Origin of the sequence: Providencia sp. PROV174, from assembly GCF_028480685.1 — a bacterium.
GTDB classification, from domain to species: domain Bacteria; phylum Pseudomonadota; class Gammaproteobacteria; order Enterobacterales; family Enterobacteriaceae; genus Providencia; species Providencia rettgeri.
The window spans coordinates 1-24,273 of the sequence record NZ_JAMPOT010000024.1; the positions used below are offsets into that span (position 1 = coordinate 1).

Consider the following 24,273-nt stretch of genomic DNA (forward strand, 5'->3'; position numbering starts at 1 on the left):
ATCGAAGCCTCGTGATGAAAATCACGAGGCTTTTTTGTGTTTCTAACATACTGAATTTTATCGATAATAGCCTATTGTAGGTTAAACAATATTAATATCAAAAATACGCTTTAAAGCTTTTTTACCGTTGGAAGTAAAAGTAATTTCTCTATAGCCTTTTGCTTTATCTATCCATCTATTTTCCTCAAAGAATTGTAGTAGCAAGGCTCCTGCAAGTCCTCCTAGGTGCATGCGCCTTTCACTCCAATCCAAGCAAGCGCATGCTATTTTTCGTTTTGTATGAGGAATAATATCTATCCCAAATTTTTTAAATTGCGCCATACCAATATCTGATAGCTTGTTTTCTTTAGCGGTAAACCAACCATTTTTATCCATAAATTCGTAGATCTGAACAGCAATTTCCCCTGCTAAGTGATCATAGCAAGTACGTGCTTTTCGCAGATGAATAGGTGTTGCTATTGGTGGGGTATAATCTAATTTCATGGATACCCCCATTAATGTTTCTAATAATTCGGCAATATCTGAGCCTGCAAGTCGATAATAACGATGCCTTCCTTGAGATAGACAGCTAATTAAGTGGCTATTTAATAGCTTAGTGAGGTGTGCACTTGTTGTTGATGGTGCTATATCTGCAACTGCACTTAATTCTGTTGCTGTCCATGCTCTACCATCCATTAATGCACACAAAATGCTGACCCTTGAAGGGTCAGCAATCGCAAATGCAACTTTTGCGATAGATTTCTCTAATGGCTCTTTCTCTTCAATGAGAATACTATTTTTGCTTGGTATCATATGGTAGGCTTTCCCACTTCTTTGTGACTTCAGCAGTTAATATATTATTGTCTGTTATTAATATTAGCCTGTTATTATGGTCGCTATATTGGACTAAGATATTAATTTGGTGGAGTGCAAGCTGAGAAACAATTTCTCCAAGTTCGCCTGGGCGTTCTTGTTTTAATTTGCGGATCACAGGTTTTGAAATACTTTCAACCTTCAGCCCTACGGTAGCCAGAGCATTGCTTGCTTTTTCTGGCTGGGTGACGAGAAAGTGAGCATGGCTTTTTCCTTCGATAGAAAAAACACCACCACCTTCAAGGCCAATACCATGTTTCCCTAATGTTGTTGCCAGTAGTGCTAAAGCTCCCACTTGGTTTTCAAGAATCACATGAATATCATACATCAAAATTATCCTCTTTATTGAATGAGTAATCCTTTAGGGTATGGGCAATTCGAATTCGATAATGAGAAAAAATGGTTTGTTGTCCTTCAACTTGCGCTTCAATATGCATGAAATGTTTTTTCCAATTTTTTACGGCTTCTTCTGTTTCCCACCACGAAAGAGAGAGAATTTTTCCTTCAGTGGTTATACTTTGAAAACGTTCAACCGAAATAAATCCCTCTATGCGCATAAGTTCAGATTTTAGTTGACCGGCTAGTTCAAAATAACGATTTTTTTGTTCTGGTACTGGGATGGCTTCGAAAATCACTGCGATCATAAGTCTCTCCTTAATATTGAGAGCTCAACTATAGAGTATTAATTAAGAGATACTTCGATAGTGAACGAAATATTGAAAATAACAGGGGGGATTTAAATGAATGGGAAGTAAGGAGAGGGTTACTTTAAGGACTGATATAAACTATAACCCGCGATAGAACCCGCAATATCATAAGCAAAATCATGCCAGCTCCAACCGGTGCCTTCAGGCCGGCTATCATATAATTCTTTTGCGGCACCTAATGAAACTGAAAACAAGACCCCGAACTGCGCCGCTTCTCTGTGCCCCATATTTTGTCTATCTGCATAAGCGTTACCCGCTGCAGCCATAGCGGCTGAGAATGCAAAATGTTGTGCTTTATCTTTACCTTTCCAATTGTCATTGGACCAATGAAAACCACTGCATCCTGAGATGGAAAATATAAGTAAGCTAAAAATTAATGGCTTAAACATATTAGGTATCATTATCCAGATGATGAATGTAAAAAGCGCCACTTAAGTGACGCTAAATTGAGATGTATTATAAAATCCGACTAATTAACCGATCCACTCGTATTCGACGTAGCCTACGAATAAGTTTTTTCACTTTCACTGGATAAGTTTGGATGCTATCTAGTTCACGAAAATGGCTAACAACCTTAGTATGAGTTCGAATACACTCTAGTTCGTGATTTCGTTGCTCTTGCAATTGCTGTTTCGGGTCGTGAATTAGTACTGCGTTTTCAAGATCTAGCCCCCAAGCGCGTGGGTTTAAGTTGTTGCCTGTGATCAATTGCCAGTGATTATCAACCCACATCCCCTTTAGATGATAGGTATTGTCTGCGTCTTTCCAGAGCCTAACTGTTAACTGCTGGCTATCAATAAAGCGTTGCAAGCGACTAACAAAACGGCGGAGGTTGATTTCATAAAGGTATGGTAATGCACCAATTATTTTAAAGGGTTCTTCTGGTGGAATGTAGAAGTCATTGGCAGTTTTGTCACCAATGATAATTTCTACTTGTTTGCCATCACGGAGTAACCGGCTAATAACCCTGACTAATACCGCAGGTAAATTAAAATAAGGCGTGCAGATTGTTAGCTTATTATTTGTTGAACCCATTAAATGAGTGATAACACGGTTTAAATCGTTTTTCTTGCCGAGGCCAACAAAGGGAGTAACAGACAGTTCATCATTTGATGCATTCCCTGAAAACTGATAGGACGTACCTCGTAAGCTCAGACGGAATTGTTTAATTAGGTGCTTAAATTCAGCTGTTTTTGGCCGAGTCGGTGTATTTAATAGATGAATGGCGTCAGACTGTAACAATGCGTCATCAATAAATTTTTTCATTGATGCGGTAAGTTGGCTGTTTTTGATAAGGTGATAACGGTCATAACGGTATTTATTATGACGCTGTAAATAGACGTCATTAATACTTGCACCGCTATAGAGCAGAGTATCATCAAATAAAAAGCCTTTTAGGTGCAGAACACCCAGTGCTTCCCGTGTATTTACAGGAATACCGTAGATAGGGATTTCAATTTCAGGGTAATGTTTTGCAACATCATAATACCAATCGGCATTTGTGGCATTTGCAGCAGCCCCTATCCGGCCTCGTTGAGCACGGTGCCAGTCTACGAGAATTTTGATATCCAATGATGTATTAGCTTGTTTTGCAGAATATAGAGCATGAAGTACGTCTTTACCTGCATCGTCTTTCTCTAAATACAAAGCCGTTATGTAGATAGTATTTTGAGCTTGAGAGATTTGTTTAAGCAGTTCATCACGAAAATCTTCTGTCTTATATAGCGTTTTTACATCAGCAATTTCTTGAGATAGTTTTGGCAAACTGACCAAATATTGTTGATGTTTTGCTTGTTTTAATTTTGACAACATCACAGTGTGAATTTTCTCTTATTAGTCTAATAGCAACTCGCTTTGCGCACATTTTTAAGCGAATGATCTATGGATGATAGCATATTTAGCCAAACCATTTAGTATAAATTGACGACTTGTTTAATTACTATACAAGTTGAGTCGTGTTCTTGGATATTTCTATAAGTGCAGTGTCAGGTTAACTACTCCATCTTCAAACTGAACGTCAATTTCAAAGCCGAGTTTTTTCGCTAGGCTAATCATATTACGGTTTTCAGGCATAGTTATTGCCGTCAGTTTTTTAATGCCGTGGCTCCGAGTATAGTTAAGTAACTTTTGCATCAGTTGATAACCGAGCGTTTGCCCTTTCATGTCGGAACGAACCAGTACTGCAAATTCAGCCTCTTGGTTATCAGGATCAGCCATCGCCCGTGTGACACCAATAATTTCAGGAGCTGTATTAGAATTTTTTACCGCAACAAAAGCCATTTCCCGGTCATAATCAATCTGAGTCATATTGGCGAGGTCATCATGGGTAAACTCACTAATTTCGCTAAAGTAGCGATAATAAAGATCTTCCTTAGTGACTTGTTCTATAAAGGATTTTAGCAAAGGCTCATCTTCAGGGAGGATCGGACGTAGTAAGCAAGTAAGGTCTTCTTTTAAATGAATCGTTTCTTCAAGTTCACTAGGGTAAGGGCGAATTGCCAACCTTGATGTTGTTGCATCATCTGTTGGGCTTAGAGTCATGGAGACATCAAGTAACGTAAATTCATCCCCTGAGGCAAGCAATGGGTGAATGTCTAACCTTGTAATATTCGGGCAATCAATAATTAAATTTGAAACACGTACTAATAGAGCTGACAACCCTATGATATTTAAGGGTTCTAAAGCACTTCGCGATTTGATTTTGTAACTTTTGATGGCATTAATAACTTGGTAGCGAGCTAAAGCCATATTTAGCGGGGGAAGAGCGACAGCAGCTTGGCTTTCTTGTTGCCACTCAATACCGCCTTCTCCTAACATGATGAGAGGGCCAAAAACAGGGTCTAGCTCAACAGCGATTCTGAGTTCTTGAGCGCCAGCTCGATTGGCCATACTTTGTACCAATAGGCCTTCAATTCGTGCGTTAGGGAAATTTGTTGAAACACGCTCCATAATTGCTTTGGCGGCATCTTCTACCTCTTTAGCATTACGCAAGTAGAGCATAACCCCTTGTACTTCTGACTTATGAACAATATCAGGAGAACGCAATTTTAAGGCAACGGGATACCCAATTTTTTCTGCAATTTCAATGGCTTCATTACTAGAGTGTGCTATCCATGTGGGTAAGCTATTTAACCCGTAGGCTTTTAAAATAGGTTGAACCTCATGCGTATCTAAGTGTAGCTTATTATTTTCCAGTGCTTGTTGAATATATTCATGAGCTTGTTGAGTATTTGCTGTAATACCAACAGGTAGAGCCGGAGTTTCTTTGAGTTGTTTTTGGTTACGGCGATATTCCACCATATGCATGTATGCAGTGATTGCCCCTTCTGGCGTACGGTAGGTTGGGATCCCAGCTTCACTAAATAGCCGACGAGATTCTTGAGATGAATATTCTCCACACCAGTTGGTTAAGATGGTTAGCCATTTCCCTCGTGGGTGCTGCTTAATCGTTTTAATTATTTTTTCTGCCATGGTTTTACTTTCCGTTATCGCACTGGGGGTGTGGATAAGCAATAAAGCGTCATGGTCGTGGCTGTCGAGCATTTTGTTCAGTACATTGATATAGCGTTCAACGGTGGAATCATCCCCCAAGTCAATCGGGTTTTGCGTCGATAAATCAAGAGGTAACAGTGAGCTTAATTCATTTTCTGTTTCAACACTTAACGTTGCAAGTTTGCCACTACGTAAGAGAAGCTCGTCTAGTGCCATCGCGGCAGGGGCTGAGCCATTGCTCATGATTGACAGACGCTCACCGCGTAATGGTGTCATATAGCTTAATGTCTCAACCGCAGAAAACATTTCGTGAGTATCTTGCACGCGAAGGAGCCCAGCACGCTGGATTGCGGCGTCATAAGCGGCATCTAGGCTCGGTTTATCACCTAGAAGTTCTTGTGCTTTGCGGGTTCGACCGCTTTTTATCACTAATATAGGTTTATTACGTGAAGCACTGCGAGATGAAGATAAGAAACGTCGCGCATCACTAATACTTTCGAGATACAGCAAAATGGCACTGGTTTTGCTATCACGGGCTAAATAATCGAGTAAATCGTCAATATCAATATCGATGCTATCACCAAGGGCAATAAAATAAGAAAAACCGATGTCTCGGTACCTTGCCCAATCCAGAACGGTATTTGATACAGCAGCAGATTGTGAGATAAAAGCGAGTTTTCCTTTTAAGATTGGAATTGGGGAAAAACTGGCATTCAAGCCTTGCCATGGGGCGAGAAAACCGAGGCTATTCGGGCCTAATAGGCGAATTTGATAGTGCTGGGCGACTTTTTTTAATTCATTAAACTGAATGGAAGGGGATGATAAAATAATAACTACTTTACAGCCAGCTTCCCCTAATTGCTGTAAACAGGCGACATTACGTGAGTAATGAGTGCAGATAACGGCAAGGTCGGGTTTGAGTGGTAATTTATCTATGGAAGGATAAGCAAGTACGCCAAGGACAGAGTTTCGGTTTGGGTTAACAGGTAAAATAGGGCCTTTAAAGCCGCTGGTAAGTAGGTTCTTCATCATCACCGAACCTGCACGGCTCGGGTTTTCAGATGCTCCAACGACAACAATAGACTTTGGCCGGAATAAAGATTCTAACTGACTGACTAAACCCATGGTTGATAACCCTTTGCTTTGCTGAACGAGATAAGCGTTCAATAGATAAAAAGTGGCTGAGTGATACTTATGAATACTATGCCTTATCTTTGCGATTGCGCTAGTTTATCTGGTGAGTTTAATTAATTTATACAAGCACGTTCACGTTTTATCAGTACGATGATCTAAAAATTGCCATTTAATGGTACTGGCCTCGAAAAGAAAGAGAAAAACAGTACCAATAAATAGTTAGAGGTGGGGGGCTGTAAGGAGCATCTGTGCAATAGGGTGATGCGGCTTTCCTTCAAGGTATTTTTGACGGAAAAGATTGAAGTGGCTAAATAGTTGTTGTGATGCGTTTAAATCTCCCGCTAATTCTAAAACGGTAGCTGCAACTTCAGCGGTACAATGTTGTTCTTCCTTTGATGGTGTACGTAGTAAATAGTCAGTCCTTGCTTTGGTATTAATGGAAAGCATTGGAATATCATTAAGATAAGGACTTTTACGAAACATTTTACGTGCTTCTGGCCAGGTTCCATCGAGTAAAATAAATAAAGCGGGTTTATCCGACAAAGTAGGCTCATTGACCACAACGCGTTCATTTTGAGCGTAGCTTTCTGGAAAGATGAGATAAGGTTGCCTTGAGGTGTCTTGTAATGCCGACAGTAGCTGTGCATCAGGCTCTGTCCTTGACCACTGAAAGGCCAAAGTGTTGGGTAAAATATCCGCAATCAATTTACCCGTATTACTTGGCTTAAATACTTCACCATCAAACATAATCAAGCAGAATTGACTTTTTGCTTGTGACGATACAGTGTCTTGGCACAGGCATTGTGGGATAGGTAATAAGCAATATTGGCAACGTTTTACTCGGCAGCCTCGTGCTTTAAACGGTTTAGTCGATAATGCGAGGCGCTGTTGACGCAGGTGATAAACGGCATTCGAAGTCATGTTGAGTGATATTTTTTAGGCCTAAAATGAAGGCGCATATTGTACGCAAAACGATTTCTATGCGATAGAAGTATATTCAATAACTTTTAGATGAGATAATAGTGTGAATCGGTAGCGTAGCCATGCAACATCATGTAATCTTCGCGCCATAGCTTAGTAGGGGATAGTGATGAACGACTCAAATGATTTTAGTGGTAAAAACGGCAAAGTAAAAGTGATGTATGTCCGCAGTGAAGAGCAGGACAGCAATAAAGGCAATGATAAACGCCGAGGCGGTGGCCGTGACGATAGGCGTGGTAATGACAAGCGTGGTGCCCGTCAAGATCGTGGTGGCCGCTCAAATCGCCCTGAAGGTAGTCGTGAAGGGCGTCGCTCCGATAACCGTAATGAGGAACCTCGTGAACGTTCACCATGGCGTACTGTTTCTAAGCCAGATAGCGAAGAATTAGCGAATGACCACGGCGGGATCGTTGGCAAGAGTCAAATCGACCCTGAACAACTGCGTAAGCAGCGCCAAGAAGAAACTCGTATCTATGGTGAGAATGCCTGCCAAGCCATGTTTAAAAACCGCCCAGATGCGATTGTTCGTGCATGGTTCTTGCAATCCGTCACGCCGCGTTTTCGAGATGCGCTAAAATGGATGGCGGCAAATCGCAAGGCTTACCACGTGGTAGATGACGAAGAATTATCGAAAGCATCAGGAACCGAACATCATGGTGGTGTCTGTTTTATCATCAAAAAACGTGGTGGAATGAGTGCAGATGCATATTTGCAGCAAGCGACAGGTAATGACTGCGTATTAGCACTGGAAGATGTGGGAAATCCTCATAATCTGGGCGGTATTATGCGTAGCTGTGCGCATTTTGGCATCAAAGGTGTAATTTTGCAGGATGCAGGTATGCTGGAGTCTGGTGCGGCAATTCGTACTGCAGAAGGCGGTGCTGAGCACATTAAAGCGATTGATGCAGATGGATTAACAGATACTTTGGATAAATTCCGCAAAGCGGGTTATACCATTGTGACGACTTCCAGCCATAAAGGCAGCCAAGATCTCGCAAAAGCGAAGTTACCAGCCAAAATGGTATTAGTTTTAGGCCAAGAGAGTGATGGCTTAAGTGATAGCACGTGGGATCAAGGTGATATGAGTTTGTATATCGGTGGAACAGGTAAAGTGGAAAGCTTGAATGTATCTGTTGCAACGGGAATTATGTTGGCCCAGTGGTGGCAACAAAACCAAGTTAAATAACCCTCACGTTTTATAAAAAAATAAGGCCATACATAAAGGATGCATATCCCACGCTGTATGGCTTTTTTATTTCTGTCACAAAGGCAACTTACTGAATCAGTATGAAAATTTTGCCAAGAGCCTCAGAGAACCCCATAAAATTATATGGGGTTGGGCTGATTAATGAGCACCGCCGCCGTCTTTCGAACCTGCCCCAAATGGTGGCTTAGCGAACCAGACAATGACCATTAGTAGAATGAAAATTCCAGCTGAAAGCCAAAATATCTCATTTGCTGACATAATCAAGCCTTGGTCAGTAATCGTTTTAGCGAGGTATGCCGCACTTTGTTGCTCGTTCATACCAATTTTTGCCAGCTCACTGTACATCTGTTGAGCATTTGGGTTGTATGGGTTTACAAATTCAGCGAGATTTTCATGATGCATTGACTCTCTTTGGGTCCACATCGTTGTGGTAATTGATGTCCCGATGGCTCCAGCTAAGGTACGAGTGAAGTTGGATAAACTGGATGCAGAGGCCATTTTCTCTGGTGGTAGACCAGATAATGTAATGGTTGTCAAAGGCATAAAGAAACAAGCGATAGCTAAACCTTGTACAAATTGCGGCCAAGCGGCTTCAGCGAAACTCATTCCGGGTTCGAATGTATAAGCACGCCAATAGTAACAAACTGCATAGATAATAAAGCTGAATGTCACTAAATAACGCATATCAATTCGGTTACCAAAACGCCCTATAATTGGCGTAATCAGTAGCGGTAATAACCCGACAGGAGCAGAGGCTAGCCCAGCCCAGGTCGCAGTATAGCCATAAACCTCTTGTAGCAATTGCGGTAGTAGTACAATCGTCCCGAAATAGAGCATGTAAGCCAAACTTAGGGATAAACAGCCAATCGTAAAATTGCGTTCTTTAAATAGGGATAAGTCGATGACAGGATGGTCATCGGTGAGTTCCCAGACAATTAAGAAGGCGATAGCGACAACGGCAATAACGGTTAGGACGATAATTTCAGTCGAATTAAACCAATCCAGCTCTTTGCCTTGGTCAAGCATAATTTGTAAAGCACCAATACCGACAACTAATAGTACCAAACCAATAGTATCAATACGCTGAATAGATATTTTAGTTTCACGGCCTTTTAAGGTACGCATGATGGCAAAAATGATTGCAATACTAAATGGCACATTGATAAAGAATATCCAGCCCCAATGGTAGTTATCACTAATATAACCACCAAGAATCGGTCCGCAAATAGGAGCAATAACGATAGTCATTGACCAAAGGGCGAGGGCCATGTTGCGCTTGGCTGGGGGATAATTATTAAGCAGCAGGCTTTGAGACAAAGGAATGAGCGGTCCTGCAACTAAACCTTGTAAAACACGAAATAAGATCAACATCTCTAAGCTGCCAGAAATACCGCACAGCCATGAAGTTAAAGCGAATAAGCCTGTGGACCATAAAAATAGCCTGACCTCACCGATTCTACGCGCTAACCAACCAGTAATAGGGATGGAAATTGCATTGGCAACACCAAAAGAGGTTATTACCCATGTTCCTTGTGAGTTGGATGCCCCTAAATTTCCAGCAATGGTCGGAATAGCTACATTAGCAATGGTGGAATCAAGAACTTGCATAAATGTTGCCAACGAAAGGGCAATCGTCATCCATGCGAGTTTTGATCCCGTTAAAGGTGCTGTCGTCACGATTGCACCTCCACCTATTGATTCCCTAGGTTATTATTAATTATCTCAGTAACTATTTTATCTGCAGGAGACATATCGACAGCTAATGCAGCAGTATGGTAAGCAGGGGTATCGCGCATCCCTTTCGAAAGTACTTTGCCGTTTTTATCCAATGTATCAACCGTAACTTCAGTGGATAAACCGATACGTAGTGGATGTTCTTCAAGCTGGGTTGCATCTAAGGCAATACGCACGGGGAGGCGTTGGACTACCTTTATCCAGTTACCACTGGCATTTTGTGCAGGTAATAAAGAGAATGCGCTACCTGTTCCCATATCAAGCCCAACTACAGTACCGTTAAACACGATATCTTTACCGTAAAAATCAGTCGTGACCTTCGCAGGTTGACCGATACGCATGTCCGCAAGTTGTGTTTCTTTAAAGTTCGCATCAATCCACATACCATTGGACGGAATAATAGCCATCAATGGTGTTGAAGGGGTAATTTGTGAACCCACTTGCACACTTCGACGTGAAACATAGCCATCAACAGGGCTGACGATCTTCGTCCGTTGTAGGGTGAGCCAAGCGTTTCTAACTTGTGTCGCGGCCTGTTCTACTGCGGGTTGTTTTTCAATTGCGGTATTCAAAACAATGGCTTGATTAGCATTATATTGTTCTATTGCCATATCTAATGCTGCTTTTGCACTGACAACGGCTTCTCTCGCGTGTTGTAGTTCTTCTTTACCGATGACATGGCTACTGCCTAAAACTTCGCGACGTTTTAAATCATTCTGTAAGCGGTTTAATTCAGACCGTTTTACGTCAATGTTGGCTTGTAGCTGGCGGCTATTAACCATGTGCTGGCGAGTCTGGCGTACACTGTTTGCTAATTCTGTTTTTGCTTTGTCTAGTGTCAACTCTGCATCACGTGGGTCTAGTTCAACCAAAACAGTTCCACTTGTCACGAAGTCGGTATTATCCACATTGACTGTCATAACGCTCCCAGAAACTTGGGATTGTATTTGTACTTGGTTACCTGCGACATAAGCGTTGTCAGTTGATTCATAGTGGCGAAGAACGAGATACCAGTAGACCGCCCAGCCAACGCCTATAATAATAAATAATAGAGTCAAAAAGATAAGCGCATTTTTGCGTTGTCTTTTTTTATTTCGTTGGGGAGTTTGCGTTTGTTGCATTTCCTCAGGGGAACTCATACTCGTATTTCTCCACTTCTATGGATAAGGGTCACGGTTGTTTCCAGTAGTTAGGTATTAACCACTACTGGAAACTGAGACTACAAATGATTTTGCTGTTTGATGGGATATCGTAAAGCATAAGGGTAAAAGGATAATGAAATATTATTGGCTGAAAAGTATTTTTTCAGCTTTGAGCTAAAGAATGGCTCAAATACATTAACCTTACAATTTATATGGTCAATCTTTTATAGTATCTAGTTTTGTCAGTAATTTACGCATCAGCGTGTCAAGCTGTTGTTTTTCATCAGCATCTAAAACAGACCAAATATCAATTAATGCGCTGTGTTGAGGTGGCAATAGACCATTTAAAAATTCAGTCCCTTTTTCTGTGAGGTGTAGATGAAGGCAACGTCTATCGTTGTGACTTTCTTTGCGTTCAATCCAACCATTTTTTTCCAGTTCATCTGCAATTCGTGTCGCGTTGGTTCTTGACGAACCAAGAGCTGCACTGAGCTCAGATGGCTGAATACTGCGGGAGTCTTTTGTATCAAGGATCATGAGCGCCATAAATAGTGTTTCATTAATACCTTGAGACCTTAACATATTATTCCGAGTTTCAAGTAATTTCCCATGAACATGCATACATAGGCGTGTTAGCAGAATTTCTTGATATGGAATAGGACTTTCATGTGAATCTTGTTGTTCTACACGAGCATTGAGTAGCTCTTCAGTCGGTGTAAATGAACTTTCCATTATTGGGATACCTTATTAGTTTCAGTTGGTAAGATTACAACTGTCATCAACCATCTAAATGGTATATTAAAAGATAGAATTAGCAATTATACTTAATTAATATCGCCGATTTTATTTTGATAATGATACATGATTCATAAATTTTATGAATGTAATTTGCCAGTTTTAGTATAGCCCATTGACTATTTCACTCAGAGTGCGTCAGTTTTGGCTATAAAACAACCAACCTAATGCTAAATTAAAGGCTAATTCCAATCATACAAAACAATATATAATCACATGACATTAACTCAATACCATTTTTTTTGTTACCCAATAATTACAAGTTAGATAGATATTTTTAATTTGTAGGTGTAATTACTTATTTTTGTATAATTAAAACATTATTTGATGAAACAGTAATTTGATTTATTAACAGGGATACTACCTTTTTATCGAGTCATTGTATTTGTTTAACTGTGTCATTCACTAATATTTACTTTGTTTACTATTACACCTGATAACTATCAGTTCTGTGATGGTTTGTTTATTTGTTCAATATTCAACATATTGGGTGGATAAAATTGAACCGTATAATTTTTAATACATTATAACTTTTTATATGTTGATGTGTGGACTCGTCAATTTTTATCTAAAAACGTATTGATATCGGTATGAGTCATATTTAGTCATCAGTTGTGGTGATAACGGGATCAAAGCGAATCCCTATAGCCCAAATAATTAAACTTATGGTGGTTAAGATTGCACCTGCAACGGCAATGCCCTCCCAACCTGCATGTTCATAGGCATAACCTGAAAGTAGAGATCCTAGTGCGCCTCCAATAAAATAACTGGTCATATAGCCAGCAGTTAGGCGGTTACGAGCTTCTGGTAATATACGATATAACGTACTCTGACTAGTGACATGAACGGCTTGCACTGCAAGGTCTAACACTAATACACCAATGATAAATGCGACGAGGGAATATTTAGCTAAGCCGATAGGTATCCAGGACAATAGTAACAATACCAATCCGATAGTTGTAATGCGCTTTCCTTTGCCTTTATCGACAAGATGCCCTGCTTGGGAAGCCATAAGTGCACCTGCGGCACCGACTAAGCCAAATAAACCAATAGTCCCTTCGGAATAATTGAATGGCGGGCTGGCTAACAAGAAAGCCATTGCGGTCCACAGTAAACCAAAATTAGCAAATGATAGTGCACCGAGAGAAGCGCGTACCGCGAGCACTGGAGTGCCGAAAAATAGCCGGCCAATAGAGCAAATGAGCTGAAAGTAGTTTAAGTTAGTTTTTTGATGATAACGTGGAAGTTTAATGGCTAGAACAATCATTAAGAGCATCAATAGCGCAAAGGCCAACCAATAGATAGCACGCCAGCCACCGACCATAGCAACAGCACCTGAAACCGTTCTCGCAAGTAAAATACCCAGCAATAAGCCACTCATAATCATTCCCACCGCTTTACCTCGTTTGTGTGGCTTAGCAATAGATGCCGCGAGAGGGATCAGAACTTGTGCAACAACAGAAAATAGCCCTGTAAGGGCGGTACCTAAAAGGATTTGCCAAATATTATTTGAAAGCGCTGTAATTAATAACCCTAATGCGGAAAGAAAGGTCATGGTTAAAATTAAGCGTTTACGTTCAAATAAGTCTCCCAAAGGAACTAAAAACAGTAAACCTGCGGCATAACCGAGTTGCGCGGCGGTGACAATAAACCCAGCCATATTGGTTGTTAAATTAAACTGCCCCGCAATGGTCTCTAAAAGCGGTTGAGCATAGTAATTACTGGCAACGACAAGGCCTGTGGCAATGGCCATTAAAATAGTGAGGCCCGTTGTCAACTCTGCAGTTTGGGTCTGTTTCATGAGGATTACCTATTATTAGCTAGGTGACTACTATAAACAAAATTTATTACCTTGGTTTATTTCTTTTTGTCATTGATGTAAAAAAGCCACCGGCTAGGGTGGCTGAGGTTATTAATCGGGTTGTTTATTTTTACTTAGCGGCTGCTTGTGCTTCCTTTACCCAGCCATCAAAAGTGGATTGATGGGCTTTGATCCAAGCATTTGTGTGGCGTTGAATATCCGATTGTGATGCTTCACCGTTATGCATTCTTAAGTTCTGTGCATTGATATCGGCAATAGGTAGTTTCATCACCTCAAATAATTTTGCCGCTGCTGGGTTATCCGCAGCCCATTTTTTATTGGCGACGATATGCATGGTATTTGGTGGGAAACCATAGTTTTTTCCGTTAGGTAGAGCTGTATCTGTTTTTTCACCATTTGGCATTGAAGAGAACGGCACTTCTAACCAAACTACATCACGACCCGGCTTGAGGACATCACTTATCCAATAAGGTGTCCACGTATAATATAAAATAGGTTTACCTTCTTTATATCGGGTAATGGTGTCAGCCATCATCGCCGCATAGTTACCTTGGTTATGGTCGACTGTTTTTTCTAGGTCATAGGCTTTTAAATGGTTATTGATGGCCGCTTCACAGCCCCAACCTGGGTTACATCCCGTTAAGTCCGCTTTACCATTACCATTTGAATCAAAGAGCTTGGCAATTTTAGGATCTTTGAGTTGTTCAACATTGGTAATATTGTATTTTTCTGCTGTTTTTTTGTCGATGAGGTAGCCTTGGGCTGCATTAACAACATAATTGCCTTGACGATAGAACACATTATCGCCACCCGCAGCGTCATATTGTGCGTTATGTAAAGGAACCCAGCTGGTGGCTAAGTAAGTCGCATCGCCGTTCGCAATGGATGCGTAAGCCACGTTATAGTCGACTTCTTTGATGGGTTGAACATCATAGCCAAGTTCTTCAAGGGCTTTCGCCACAATCAGTGTTTGGAATGTTTCCTCACTGATCGTGCTTTGCACTGGGTTAATTTTGATTCCTTTACCTGGCAGGTCGTTAGCACCTGCAAATGGGACGGCAAACATGGCTGTTAGTGCAGATGCAAGAATGATTTTATGTTTCATTATATTGTTCCCTCTGTTTTTTCGCAGCGAGCTTGGCTTTCATGCTAAGTGCCAAGTTAGGTGCCATATGAATGGCACTCAGGTGAATGGAGGATGTTTTGATTAATGGTTTTTTTTACAAAATGGGCGCATAACCAACCCAATAGGCCCTTTTTGGTACCAACGGCATGATGTTTTGCCACGAGTATCTTGCCCTAAAGATTGGGTAAAGCGGTCTAAGATGATAGCTAGAATAACAATACCGACCCCCCCGACAGATGCGAGACCCATATCAAGTCGACCAATACCCCGTAAGACCATTTGGCCTAAGCCCCCAACAGCAATCATTGAGGCGATAACGACCATTGACAGCGCTAACATCAAGGTTTGGTTGACCCCAGCCATAATCGTTGGCATCGCCAATGGCAATTGCACTTTAAACAGCATTTGGCGAGGACTTGCACCGAATGATTCAGCGGCTTCAATTAAATCAGCTGGGACTTGTTTGATCCCTAAAATGGTCAAACGAATGATTGGCGGTAAAGCAAATATAATAGTGACGACAACACCGGGCACATTACCGATACCAAATAACATAACAATCGGGACTAAATAGACGAATGCCGGTGTGGTTTGCATCGCATCAAGTAATGGGCGAATAACTTTAGCGGCTTTATCACTACGTGCCAGCCAAATCCCCAGTGGCAGTCCTATGACAATACAAAACAGTAAAGAGGTGAGGACCAGAGACAGTGTCACCATGGCTTCTGACCAAGCACCAATTGCTCCGATGGCTATCATCGAAACAAATGTGGCCACCCCCATCGCGCGTCCTGCTAATTGCCAAGCGAGTAATGCGAAAATGATAATGGCAACAGGGGACGGTAGTGAGGTGAGAAATTGTTCAAACCCACTCAGAATAAAATCAATGGGGGCTCGAATCCCTTGGAATACAGGACGAAAGTTGAGAACTACCCAATCGATAGCATGTGCAACCCATGAATCAAGAGGGATCAGAGTGTGCTGGAAGGGATCCATAATATTAAACTGATCGGGTATGATGCTATCTGTTGGGGCGGCATCAAGCCAATCACTCGAACTGGTGTCAGCAGGTGTGGTTATGTCTGATGCATTTCCCCAAGGATCATCCCCAGCGGTATTTGTTTCGCTAGAGCTTGTCGTTGCCCATGGGTCGTCTGCCGGTATATTTTCAGTACCTTGTGTTGGCGTATTCGTGGCTTCAGTATCCGCCCATGGGTCTTGTTGGCTATTCGTTGCTTCTTGATTCTGCTTACTCATTTGGTGTCTCCTTATCCAGCGCCTGTAACAGCATTCCTTTTGAAATTACGCCCAAATAGCGGTTTTTTTCGTTAATAACCGGAACAGCGCAAGGGGCTTGTGCCACGGTAGAAATAACTTCATTTAAGGATGTATCACCTTGAATTGGCTCGATATCAGTTAATATTGCAGCTTCAATACCTGCTTTTTCATGGAGTGCTTTTTCTAAGGATTCAACAGAAACCACACCGGCAAAGGTATGCCCTCGAGAAATTAAATAACCGTGATAGCGGTCTTCATCGTTGAGGACTTTTAGCGCTGAACGAGGGCCAAAACCCGGTGCGATATGCAATAGTGCATTAGGACGTCTGCGTGCAATGTCCTTCGCACTGAATACTTGGCTGATATCTACACCACGGAAGAAGGTCTTAACATAGTCATTTGCTGGATTATTGAGAATTTCATCAGGTGTGCCGACTTGAACAACAACGCCTCCTTGCATAATGGCAATGCGGTCGCCAATTCTCATCGCTTCATCAAGGTCATGAGAAATAAAGACAATCGTGCGTTGCTTATCCCCTTGTAAGGAGAGCAGTTCATCTTGCATTTCAGTACGAATTAGTGGGTCAAGGGCTGAGAACGCTTCGTCCATTAACAGAATATCAGGGTCATTGGCTAGTGCTCTGGCTAACCCGATACGTTGACGCATCCCACCAGAGAGCTCATCTGGGTATGAATTAGCCCATTTTTCAAGATTAACTTGTTCAAGCGCACTCATGGCTTTCTTATGGCGTTCTTCTTTTGGAATGGCAGAAAGTTCCATACCAAAAGCGGTGTTATCGATGACATTCATATGTGGCATCAGCGCAAAGGATTGAAACACCATACTAATTTTTGTTCGCCTAACTTCGCGCAGCGCTTTGTCAGAAATATTGGAAATATCCTCTCCATCTATCATGACTTGCCCGCTGGTCGGTTCGATCAGGCGATTGAGGAGGCGCACCAAGGTTGATTTTCCTGAGCCAGAAAGTCCCATGACAACAAAGATTTCGCCTTCTTCAATCGTCAGATTAACATCTTGAACACCTACAGTAAGGCCTGTTTTTTCAAAGATATCATCTTTATTCATACCTGATTCTAATAGCTTAAATGCTTGGTCAGGATTGTCCCCAAATATTTTATATAAATTTTTAACTTGTAATTTTATTGCCATATATTATTTACCCAATTTTCAATCAACAAGGAAGACAAATTACCTATATTGAAAGTGATGAATTCTATCGTGATAGTTAACATTATGTTTCCTATCTATGATTATCCTTTGAAAATTATTAGGGCAGAAATTCCTATATTCGTTTTAATGGGTTAGTTAATTATGGATTAAATTCAAATTTCTCCGTTTGAGTTATTAGTAAAATTTGCAAGCAATAAACCCTAGCATAATAAAATCAGCTGACAACCCTAGGTTAAGTATAATTAATCAAAAAAATAGAGATGAAATTTGATGCTATTAATGTAAATAAAAACGATATTAAGTTATATAATGATGAATTTTATGGTTTCTATATTAAAGTTAACTTACTGGTGAGATTGAATTTAATTGAAAATAATACACACTAATCTAATCAATATGCGAGTTGCCGATTTTATTCGATTTTTATGTGGGATAAATGCTTAATTGATAGATAAAAAAATAGAAATTAATATCAAATTCATTAAATAAATTTATGTAAAATGAAGTGGAAATTGATTGGATTAAAAATAATTGCCAGATTGACTCATTAAAAATGAGTAATTAAACAGATATACATATAAAAAACGAATTAATTTGACTGCTTTTTGAGCTAAAAAATACCATGACAAATAAATTCATTATAATTCATCATGGTATGGATTTGGTTGTGAGTGATTCTTATTTATAAGTTAAATTAACAGTTTAATTAGAAGTTCCAGTCATCATCTTCGGTACTGACTGCTTTGCCAATAATATAAGATGAACCGGAGCCCGAAAAGAAATCATGATTTTCATTTGCATCAGGAGATAAAGCCGATAATATCGCTGCACTTACATCAGTGACGGTATCAGGAAATAAGGCTTCATAACCTAAATTCATTAATGCTTTATTGGCATTGTAATGAAGGAATTTTTTGACATCTTCCGACCAACCTACTGTGTCATAAAGTTCTTGTGTATATTTCACTTCATTTTCATATAAATCGAATAATAATGAAAAAGCAAAATCCTTAATTTCTTTCTGAGTATTGTCATCATATTGTGATAATGATTTTTGAAACTTATAGCCAATATAATAGCCATGTATGGCTTCATCTCGAATAATTAAACGTATAAGATCTGCGGTATTTGTTAACTTTCCTCTGCTTGACCAATACATTGGTAAATAGAAACCCGAATAAAATAGAAATGATTCTAAAAAGACACTTGCGATCTTTTTCTTTAAAGGGTGTGAATCACAATAGTAAGATAGGATGATCTTAGCTTTATTCTGTAATGCAATATTTTCTTCACTCCAGCGGTATGCATCATCAACATCAATTGTTGAACAAAGAGTTGAAAATATTGAGCTATAAGAGCGCGCATGTACTGCTTCCATAAAGCTAATGTTCGATAAAACGGCTTCTTCGTGAGGTGTTTGTGCATCTGGCATTAAACAAGGTGCACCCACTGTATTTTGAATCGTATCTAGCAGGGTGAGGCCAGTGAATACACGTATTGTTAGCTGTTTTTCTGCAGCAGTTAAAGTATTCCAAGAAGGAATATCATTAGATAATGGTACTTTTTCGGGAAGCCAAAAATTACTCGTTAATCGGTTCCATACTTCTAAGTCTTTATCATCCTGAAGACGGTTCCAGTTAATGGCTTTTACTGGCGCGCTAGATATGCTGGTGGTCATAATATTTTCCTATTACAAAGTGCAAGATACGCAGCCTTCGACTTCAGTTCCTTCGAGGGCAGTTTGGCGTAATCGGATGTAATACAATGTCTTGATTCCTTTTCGCCAAGCATATATTTGCGCTCGGTTAATATCTCGCGTGGTGGCATCATCTTTAAAAAATAGAGTCAAAGATAAACCTTGGTCAACGTGCTGAGTTGCCATGGCATAAGTATCAATAATTTTTTCTGGACCGATTTGGTAAGCATCTTGGTAATATTCTAAGTTCTCATTCGTCATGAAAGGAGCGGGGTAGTAGACACGACCAATCTTACCTTCTTTACGAATTTCAATTCGTGAAACAATGGGGTGAATGCTTGATGTTGAATTATTGATATAAGAGATAGACCCAGTCGGAGGTATCGCTTGCAAGTTTTGGTTATAAATTCCATAGGTAATAACAGACTGTTTTAAGCCTTGCCAGTCTTCACGAGTTGGAATTTCGATACCCGAACGTCGGAATAATTCCTGAACGATTTGTGTTTTTGGTAGCCAAATATTGTTGATATATTTATCAAAATAATCACCAGAGGCATAAGTTGAATGTTCAAAACCAACAAATGCAGTTTTCCTTTCAATAGCTAATTGATTGGACGTTTTTAATGCGTAATAGGTGACCGCATAAAAATAGATATTGGTGAAATCGAGCGCTTCTTCTGAGCCATAATAGATATGCTCCCTTGCCAAGTAGCCGTGTAAATTCATTTGACCTAATCCAATCGCATGTGATTGTCGGTTACCTTCGGCAATGGAAGGGACAGAACGAATGTTACTCATATCTGAAACCGCACTCAGTGCTCTAACGGCAGCCGCTATTGATTGAGCGAAATTTGGTGAATCCATCGTTTTAGCGATATTCATGGAGCCTAAATTACAGCTAATATCTTTACCGATTTGTTGATAGCTTAAATCGTCTTCATAAACACTAGGGCGATTAACTTGCAGTATTTCTGAGCACAGATTGCTCATATTAATGCGTCCTGCGATAGGGTTGGTTCGATTGGCGGTATCTTCAAATAAAATATACGGATATCCAGACTCAAACTGGATTTCAGCTAAAGTTTGGAAAAATTCCCGAGCATTGATTTTGTATTTTTTTATCGCTTTGTTATTGACCATTTCATGGTATTTGTCTGTCACACTGATTTCAGACATAGGGACACCATAGGTGCGTGCTACATCGTATGGTGAAAACAAATACATGTCCTGGTTATCTTTCGCTAACTGGAAAGTGATATCAGGAATAACTACCCCTAAAGACAGTGTTTTAATGCGTATTTTTTCATCTGCATTTTCACGTTTGGTATCAAGAAAACGCATGATATCAGGGTGGTGAGCGTGCAAATAAACGGCACCGGCACCTTGCCTTGCGCCTAATTGGTTGGCATAAGAAAAAGCATCTTCTAACATTTTCATGACAGGAACAACGCCAGAAGATTGATTTTCAATTAGTTTTATTGGGGCGCCTTGCTCCCGTAAATTGGTCATTAGAAAGGCAACGCCGCCACCGCGTTTGGATAACTGCAAAGCAGAATTGACTGAGCGGCCAATGGACTCCATGTTGTCTTCAATTCTTAAAAGAAAACAAGAGATTAGCTCGCCACGTTGTTTTTTACCGCAGTTAAGGAAGGTGGGAGTTGCAGGTTGAAAACGACCTGTAATAATTTCATCGACATACAACTTAGCAAGGGATTCATCCCCTTGAGCAAGGGTTAAAGCAACCATACAGACGCGGTCTTCATAGCGTTCGAGGTAGCGTTTGCCATCAAAGGTTTTCAGCGTATAGCTAGTATAATATTTAAAGGCACCGAGAAACGTTTGAAAACGAAATTTGTGAGCGTATGCCTGTTTAAACAGTGATTTGATAAATTCAAAGTTATATTGTTCTAATACACTGTTTTCGTAATAGTTTTCTTGTACTAAAAAGTCTAACTTTTCTTTTAAATCATGGAAAAATACGGTGTTTTGGTTCACATGCTGTCGAAAATAGTGATGAGCCGCTTCTTTGTCTTTATCAAATTGAATACGGCCTTCGTTATCATATAAATTCAACATCGCATTGAGCGCATGATAATCCACATCTGATATATTTTGCATTTTATCCATTTGGAATAACTCTAGTTGTTTGTACGTTGCCAAAACGTTTTTAGGCCTCGTTGAACGGATTGAACATCTTTATCAGTACCAAGAAGTTCAAACCGGTATAGGTAGGGAATATGGCATTTTTGCGCGATGATATTTCCAGCTATCGCATAGGCATCACCAAAATTGGTATTACCCGCAGCAATAACACCACGGATAAATGCGCGATTGGCTTCAATATTAAGAAATTGAATCACTTCTTTTGGAACAGCCCCTTTTGTACCGCCACCACCATAGGTTGGTAGTAATAAAACATAAGGTTTTGTCGCAATTAGGCTATTTTCGTGGTTGCCAATAGGTAACCGTGTTGCAGGAATACCGAGCTTTTCAATAAAGCGATGGCAATTTTCAGAGCGACTTGAAAAATAGATGAGTGATTCCGTTTCCATGACATCACCTAAGCGGCTAATAGACTAATCATGTCAGGTCGAAAACCGGTCCAATGTTTGTCACCTGCAATAACAACAGGGACTTGTTGATAACCCAATTTTTTTACGAGTTCAAGGGCTTGGCTATCTTCAGTAAGGTCAATAATTTGGTAGGAAATAGATTTGCGATCTAAGGCTTGATAAGTAGCATTACACTGAACGCAGTTAGGTTTACTATAAATGGTAATCTCAGTCATGTTATTAACCTTTTGAATGTTTATTCGCATTAAAAATAAGGCGCGTGGCACATAAATACTATATATGGATTTTAAATTTATCAACCATACAATATGTAGTGAATATGAAATGTTGAATGATAATTATTCTAATTGTTAGCTAGGTGGTTATTAACATTGAAAATAAAAAAATATCGTATTAGATGATTCAGATAGAGACTCTAAGAAAAAAGATCATTGCAAAGTGGAAATAATTTACACTATAACTGTATATACAATCAGGTAATTGAGTCCTTTTGAGGAGATACTATGTACCATCAATATTTAGCAACACCGGATAAATTTCCTAAACCGTGGGTCCATATTACGGCTGATGACAACGGGATAACGAGCCTTTATTTTGTTGATGAAAAAACAGAAAAAGAAACGAAGAATGAGCATTCAAAGCTTTGTGTGAAAGAACTAAAGGAATATTTTAATCACAAAAGAACCGTTTTTACGGTGGCATTAAATCCACAAGGCACAGAATTTCAGAAAAAAGTCTGGCAACATCTTTGTGGGATACCTTATGGGGAACGCTGGAGCTATAAAGATTTGGCTTTAAAGTTAGGCTCAGCTAATTATTGTCGTGCTGTCGGCATGGCAAACTCACGTAACCCAATCTCATTAATTGTTCCTTGTCATCGTGTACTTGGGCATGATGGGAAATTAGTGGGGTATACTGGGGGCTTGGATATCAAAGACTGGCTACTTTTACATGAGAAGTAAAATCTAAATAATTAGCTATAGATAATACTATTGGTTGTGATAATTGCTATTGGTAAGAATTATTGTCGAAATCAGAACCTATTCTATCGATAAATAATATTTTTTTATCTTTTTAGTCCATTTTCGTGATCTAGGTTGTAGACAAGTAACTGAGAAATCTGATGTACTGAGCTTGATACAGATGGTGTGTCTATTTTATTTTAAAGGTAATATTTGATGTCTAAAGTTAAAGGTAACGTTAAGTGGTTCAACGAATCTAAAGGTTTTGGTTTTATCACTCCAGAAGATGGTAGCAAAGATGTATTTGTTCACTTTTCTGCGATTATGGGCGATGGTTTCAAAACCTTAGCTGAAGGCCAAAAAGTGGAATTTGAAATTACTGAAGGTGCTAAAGGCCCATCTGCTGCTAACGTTATTCCTCTGTAATTTTTATAATTAAGATTAAAACGAACAGCTGAAAACTCGCGCTAGTTATCTAGGGCGAGTTTTTTTATTGCAATAGATAAAAAAATGCCTGATATCAATCAGGCATTTTTTGTCTATACGTTAAATAATGGAGGCTATTTAACTTCCTCACCTTTAGCTTGTAAATCAGCATGGTAAGAAGAGCGAACGAATGGGCCGCAAGCAGCGTGAGTGAAGCCCATTGCCATGGCTTCTTCTTTCATCTCATCGAACTCAGCAGGACTAACATAGCGTTTAACCGGTAAGTGATGGCGGCTTGGTTGTAGGTATTGGCCTAGTGTAAGCATCGTTACGCCATGGCGACGTAAGTCGTGCATAACCTCGATAATTTCTTTATTGGTTTCACCAAGACCAACCATTAACCCTGATTTAGTTGGGATATCGGGATGGGCTTCTTTAAATTTTTCGAGTAATTTTAAAGACCATTCATAATTAGCACCAGGGCGAACTTGACGGTAAACACGTGGTACGTTTTCAAGGTTATGGTTAAACACATCAGGTGGTGTCGCGGTTAAAATTTCTAATGCGCGATCCATACGGCCACGGAAATCAGGAACAAGCGTTTCAATTTTAATCGATGGGCTTTTTTCACGAATAGCGCTAATGCAATCAGCAAAGTGCTGTGCTCCGCCATCACGTAGATCATCTCGGTCAACTGACGTAATGACGACATAGCGTAATGCCATATCTTTAATAGTCTGTGCTAATTTCTCAGGCTCATTGGCATCTGGTGCATTTGGGCGGCCATGAGCAACATCACAGAATGGGCAGCGGCGGGTACAGATAGCCCCTAAAATCATAAAGGTCGCAGTACCATGGTTAAAACACTCAGAGAGATTAGGGCATGACGCTTCTTCACAAACAGAATGCAGTCCATTTTTGCGCATGGCTGCTTTAATGCCTTGAATACGAGTGGAGTCAGCAGGAAGCCTAATTTTCATCCAGTCAGGTTTACGTAGAATTTCTTCTCGTTCAGTCACAACGTTTTTGACAGGGATCAGCGCCATTTTGTCGGCGTCACGATATTTAATTCCGCGTTCTATCTGAATTGGTTTACTCATAATATGACGGTTCCAGTTATCTTTTATGCTGATGGATAAGTGATAATTCTAAAT

Annotated in this window: 22 protein-coding genes; 3 read left to right on the forward strand and 19 right to left on the reverse strand. The window is 40.1% G+C overall.

The annotated features are described in order from the left end of the window. Positions 1-81 precede the first annotated feature (81 nt). The 7 genes from PSE60_RS18725 to PSE60_RS18755 form a co-directional block, all read right to left on the reverse strand. The gene (locus PSE60_RS18725) at positions 82-792 is read right to left on the reverse strand and encodes an ArsR/SmtB family transcription factor (RefSeq protein ID WP_272666416.1); all 711 of its coding nucleotides are present in this window, start codon (positions 790-792) and stop codon (positions 82-84) included. Then, positions 773-1,180, reverse strand: a complete 408-nt coding sequence (locus tag PSE60_RS18730; protein ID WP_272666417.1) for an amino acid-binding protein — start codon at positions 1,178-1,180, stop codon at positions 773-775. Before PSE60_RS18730 ends, PSE60_RS18725 begins: the two co-directional genes overlap by 20 nt. After that, positions 1,173-1,496 (reverse strand): antibiotic biosynthesis monooxygenase family protein, encoded by a 324-nt coding sequence (locus tag PSE60_RS18735; protein ID WP_272666418.1) that lies wholly within the window; start codon positions 1,494-1,496, stop codon positions 1,173-1,175. The genes PSE60_RS18730 and PSE60_RS18735 overlap by 8 nt, the downstream gene beginning before the upstream one ends. A gap of 119 nt (positions 1,497-1,615) precedes the next feature. Then, the gene (locus tag PSE60_RS18740; RefSeq protein WP_210839864.1) at positions 1,616-1,948 is read right to left on the reverse strand and encodes a YfiM family lipoprotein; all 333 of its coding nucleotides are present in this window, start codon (positions 1,946-1,948) and stop codon (positions 1,616-1,618) included. A 67-nt stretch (positions 1,949-2,015) separates the two neighbouring features. Further along, complete coding sequence (gene pssA, locus PSE60_RS18745) at positions 2,016-3,371, reverse strand: CDP-diacylglycerol--serine O-phosphatidyltransferase (protein WP_272666419.1); 1,356 nt, start codon at positions 3,369-3,371, stop codon at positions 2,016-2,018. 159 nt (positions 3,372-3,530) lie between these two features. Next, a complete protein-coding gene (locus PSE60_RS18750; RefSeq protein ID WP_272666420.1) occupies positions 3,531-6,176 on the reverse strand; it encodes a bifunctional acetate--CoA ligase family protein/GNAT family N-acetyltransferase in 2,646 nt (881 codons plus the stop codon). A gap of 228 nt (positions 6,177-6,404) precedes the next feature. Continuing rightward, complete coding sequence (locus tag PSE60_RS18755; protein WP_272666421.1) at positions 6,405-7,106, reverse strand: tRNA-uridine aminocarboxypropyltransferase; 702 nt, start codon at positions 7,104-7,106, stop codon at positions 6,405-6,407. Between the two features lie 169 nt (positions 7,107-7,275). Between PSE60_RS18755 and PSE60_RS18760 the strand changes: the two genes are divergently transcribed. Further along, positions 7,276-8,352, forward strand: a complete 1,077-nt coding sequence (locus tag PSE60_RS18760) for a tRNA/rRNA methyltransferase (protein WP_272666422.1) — start codon at positions 7,276-7,278, stop codon at positions 8,350-8,352. Positions 8,353-8,511: 159 nt separating this feature from the next. Here PSE60_RS18760 and emrB read toward each other — a convergent pair whose 3' ends face one another. From emrB to nrdH, 11 genes are all read right to left on the reverse strand, one after another. After that, positions 8,512-10,050, reverse strand: a complete 1,539-nt coding sequence (emrB, locus tag PSE60_RS18765) for a multidrug efflux MFS transporter permease subunit EmrB (protein WP_036957964.1) — start codon at positions 10,048-10,050, stop codon at positions 8,512-8,514. Between the two features lie 14 nt (positions 10,051-10,064). Continuing rightward, positions 10,065-11,246, reverse strand: a complete 1,182-nt coding sequence (gene emrA / locus PSE60_RS18770) for a multidrug efflux MFS transporter periplasmic adaptor subunit EmrA (RefSeq protein ID WP_210839885.1) — start codon at positions 11,244-11,246, stop codon at positions 10,065-10,067. A 219-nt stretch (positions 11,247-11,465) separates the two neighbouring features. After that, positions 11,466-11,981 carry a transcriptional repressor MprA gene (gene mprA / locus PSE60_RS18775; protein WP_210839886.1) on the reverse strand — a complete coding sequence of 172 codons (516 nt, stop codon included), beginning with the start codon at positions 11,979-11,981 and terminating at the stop codon, positions 11,466-11,468. Between the two features lie 664 nt (positions 11,982-12,645). Continuing rightward, on the reverse strand, positions 12,646-13,845 hold the full coding sequence (locus PSE60_RS18780; RefSeq protein WP_272666423.1) for an MFS transporter: 1,200 nt from the start codon (positions 13,843-13,845) through the stop codon (positions 12,646-12,648). A gap of 130 nt (positions 13,846-13,975) precedes the next feature. Next, on the reverse strand, positions 13,976-14,971 hold the full coding sequence (gene proX / locus PSE60_RS18785; RefSeq protein ID WP_210840350.1) for a glycine betaine/L-proline ABC transporter substrate-binding protein ProX: 996 nt from the start codon (positions 14,969-14,971) through the stop codon (positions 13,976-13,978). Between the two features lie 102 nt (positions 14,972-15,073). Next, positions 15,074-16,249 carry a glycine betaine/L-proline ABC transporter permease ProW gene (gene proW / locus PSE60_RS18790; RefSeq protein ID WP_272666424.1) on the reverse strand — a complete coding sequence of 392 codons (1,176 nt, stop codon included), beginning with the start codon at positions 16,247-16,249 and terminating at the stop codon, positions 15,074-15,076. Then, positions 16,242-17,441, reverse strand: coding sequence for a glycine betaine/L-proline ABC transporter ATP-binding protein ProV (gene proV, locus PSE60_RS18795; RefSeq protein WP_272666425.1), 1,200 nt, complete (start codon positions 17,439-17,441; stop codon positions 16,242-16,244). Before proV ends, proW begins: the two co-directional genes overlap by 8 nt. A gap of 727 nt (positions 17,442-18,168) precedes the next feature. Beyond that, on the reverse strand, positions 18,169-19,140 hold the full coding sequence (nrdF, locus tag PSE60_RS18800) for a class 1b ribonucleoside-diphosphate reductase subunit beta (RefSeq protein ID WP_210840375.1): 972 nt from the start codon (positions 19,138-19,140) through the stop codon (positions 18,169-18,171). 12 nt (positions 19,141-19,152) lie between these two features. Further along, positions 19,153-21,285 (reverse strand): class 1b ribonucleoside-diphosphate reductase subunit alpha, encoded by a 2,133-nt coding sequence (gene nrdE, locus PSE60_RS18805; protein ID WP_272666426.1) that lies wholly within the window; start codon positions 21,283-21,285, stop codon positions 19,153-19,155. 11 nt (positions 21,286-21,296) lie between these two features. Continuing rightward, on the reverse strand, positions 21,297-21,710 hold the full coding sequence (gene nrdI / locus PSE60_RS18810; RefSeq protein ID WP_210840373.1) for a class Ib ribonucleoside-diphosphate reductase assembly flavoprotein NrdI: 414 nt from the start codon (positions 21,708-21,710) through the stop codon (positions 21,297-21,299). Positions 21,711-21,718: 8 nt separating this feature from the next. Then, entirely contained in the window at positions 21,719-21,946 is a 228-nt protein-coding gene (gene nrdH, locus PSE60_RS18815) for a glutaredoxin-like protein NrdH (RefSeq protein WP_272666427.1), read from the reverse strand. A 288-nt stretch (positions 21,947-22,234) separates the two neighbouring features. On the opposite strand from nrdH, the gene PSE60_RS18820 reads away from it, so the two are divergent. Together PSE60_RS18820 and cspE are read left to right on the forward strand one after the other, a co-directional pair. Beyond that, on the forward strand, positions 22,235-22,693 hold the full coding sequence (locus PSE60_RS18820) for a methylated-DNA--[protein]-cysteine S-methyltransferase (protein WP_210840371.1): 459 nt from the start codon (positions 22,235-22,237) through the stop codon (positions 22,691-22,693). Between the two features lie 216 nt (positions 22,694-22,909). Further along, positions 22,910-23,119: a transcription antiterminator/RNA stability regulator CspE gene (gene cspE, locus PSE60_RS18825; RefSeq protein ID WP_004257099.1), complete on the forward strand. Its 210-nt coding sequence runs from the start codon at positions 22,910-22,912 to the stop codon at positions 23,117-23,119. Between the two features lie 134 nt (positions 23,120-23,253). On the opposite strand, the gene lipA is transcribed toward cspE, so the two are convergent. Continuing rightward, positions 23,254-24,219 carry a lipoyl synthase gene (lipA, locus tag PSE60_RS18830; RefSeq protein ID WP_210837093.1) on the reverse strand — a complete coding sequence of 322 codons (966 nt, stop codon included), beginning with the start codon at positions 24,217-24,219 and terminating at the stop codon, positions 23,254-23,256. Positions 24,220-24,273: the final 54 nt, after the last annotated feature.